The sequence below is a fragment of the uncultured Nevskia sp. genome, from assembly GCF_903885465.1.
Classification (GTDB): domain Bacteria; phylum Pseudomonadota; class Gammaproteobacteria; order Nevskiales; family Nevskiaceae; genus Nevskia.
This window is the reverse complement of the sequence record NZ_CAISIQ010000182.1, coordinates 1-2,163: the sequence shown is the minus strand read 5'-3', so window position 1 is coordinate 2,163 and position 2,163 is coordinate 1. Positions and strand designations below refer to the sequence as shown.

Here is a 2,163-nt window from a genome sequence, read left to right as displayed (position 1 = left end):
GGTGCGCTCGCCCATCGCCATGCGCAGTGTCTTCGCCGTGCTGCTGCTGATCGCGGCACCGGCCTCGCTGGCCCAGGCCACGCTGGAATCGAAGCTGCGCGATCAGCTGCGCCAGACGACATTGGCGCTGCGCGAAGCCCAGGCGCTGAACGCCGAGCTGAAGCAGAAGGCCGATGCCGCGACTGCCGAAGTGGCGGCTGCGAAAGCGGCACCGGCGCCGGTCGCAGCCGATCCCGAACTGACCGCCAGCCGCAGCGCGCTGCGCAGCGAACAGGCGCGCGCCGTCGCCTTGCAGAGCCAGCTCGACGAGGCGAAGAAGCAACTCGCCGCCGCGCAGACGCAGACCGCCGCCAGCGCCGCGCTGATCAAGCAACGTGAAACCGAACTGCAGCAGCGCAGCACCGAGCTGAAAGACGCCGCCAGTCGCAATGCGTTGCTCGACAGCCGCAACGCCGCGCTGGTCGACATCGGTACCGAACTGGTCGAGCGCTACAAGCGCAAGACCGTCTGGGACGCGATGAAGGACCGCGAGCCGCTGACCGGCCTGCATCGCGTGCAGTTCGAGACGCTGGTGCAGGACTATCGCAACCGCGTACTCGATGCCGCTGCTTCCACCCCTTGTGCTGTCCCCGCTACTCCGCCCGCGCCATGACCGATCTGATCCGTACCAGTGTTTCGCCCGAAGACCTTGCCGACGTGCTGCGCAAGACCGGCTACCGCGCCGCCGTCGTCGAGCCGCAGGGCGGCGGCCAGACGGGTGGCCCGATCGGCCCGCAGGTGCAGAGCGCCGCGCAGGGGCTGGGCTTCTTCATCGGCTTCGGCAATCCGCTGCCGGCCAGTGACGCGGCGCTCGGCGGCTCGCGTCACTACGTCGATTTCGCCTTCCATTGCTGGCTGAACATCGAAGGCGAACTGCGGCCGGATCTGGTCGATAGCTGGAATCGCGGCAAGCGCTTCGCACGCCTGTTCCATCAGGCACCGCTGCTGGTGCTGTCGATGGACGTGGTGGTCGCCGGTGGCGTGGCAGAGGGCTTTCTGATCGCTCATTGCGAGCTCTGGGATCGCATCCTCCAGGACTTCATCGCCCATCTGCGGCTGCCCAATGCGGCCACCGGCGCAGCGGTAGCCGGAGCCGCCGCATGAACCTGGCGAAAGGCGCGGCTGCCGTGTCACGGCAGTGTCAAATTAATGTCGTGTTGACCGGCTAAAAGATCGGCCGTGAAAACCCGCCTGACTCTCGATTCGCCCGTGATGCCTGCGGACGTGGCGCTGCGCCTGTCGACGCGCGGCTGGCTGCAGCGTTGTGCCTGGGCCAGCGGCATGGGCTTCAGCCTGCTCGCCGGCAGCGCCGTGGCGGCGCCGTTCGGCAGTGCCCAGTATTTCCAGAGTCGCGGCGTCACGCCGGCCAATCCCGGCGCGCCGGTGCCGACGGCGCGCGTCGATCCGGTCACCGGCGTCACCGTGGCCACACCGCAGCAGGCGCTGATCCGCGCCAATCGCTCGATCGCCAATCTCAGCCGCGCGGCTGAAGCCTTGGCCAGTACCCAAGCGGCGCAGACGGCGGCGCGGCAGTTGGCGCTTATCGCGCCCAGCGATGTGCCGAACGGCCTCGCGCCCGGCGGCCTGCAGGTTGCGGCCTCGGCGATGAATCAGTTGTCGACCTGTGCAGCAACCAATACCTGCGCCTGGCAGAACGCCAATCTGCCGGTGCAGACGAGCACCGGCGCGCAGACCACGGTCACCGTCCAGCAGACCGCGAAGAAAGCGATCCTGACTTGGGATTCGTTCAACATCGGCCGCGAAACCACGCTGAATTTCGATCAGCGCGCCGGCACCCAGGCCGATGGCAGCAATGACTGGATCGCCCTGAACCGGGTCGGCGCCAATGCCTCGCCGAGCCGCATCCTCGGCCAGATCAAAGCTGATGGCTCGGTCTATCTGATCAACCCGAACGGCGTCATCTTCGGCGGCAGCAGCCAGGTCAACGTCAACTCGCTGCTGGTCTCGAGCCTGCCGCTGTACCTGACCACCCGGCAGAACACGCTGCGGCCGGGCGACGATCCAGTCTACCTGGCCGAATCGAATCGCCTGTTTCTGGAAACCGGCCTGACCTCGACCAGCACCGGCACCGCCAACGGCAACATCCTCGGCCTGAATTCCGGG

General features: G+C 67.4%; 3 protein-coding genes. All 3 read left to right on the top strand.

What is annotated here, in order from left to right; genetic code table 11:
• A partial coding sequence (locus tag QZY06_RS06925; protein WP_295682033.1) for a hypothetical protein occupies positions 1–652 on the top strand: 652 nt, incomplete at its 5' end.
• A complete protein-coding gene (locus QZY06_RS06920; RefSeq protein ID WP_295682028.1) occupies positions 649–1,143 on the top strand; it encodes a YbjN domain-containing protein in 495 nt (164 codons plus the stop codon). The genes QZY06_RS06925 and QZY06_RS06920, both read left to right, overlap by 4 nt.
• Before the next feature lie 108 nt (positions 1,144–1,251).
• Positions 1,252–2,163: filamentous hemagglutinin N-terminal domain-containing protein (locus tag QZY06_RS06915; RefSeq protein ID WP_295682025.1), on the top strand; the 912-nt coding region annotated here is incomplete at its 3' end.

Excerpts from the sequence above, each read along its gene's own strand:
- QZY06_RS06920 (WP_295682028.1), top strand. The coding sequence starts at position 649 with ATGACCGATCTGATCCGTACCAGTGTTTCGCCCGAAGACCTTGCCGAC.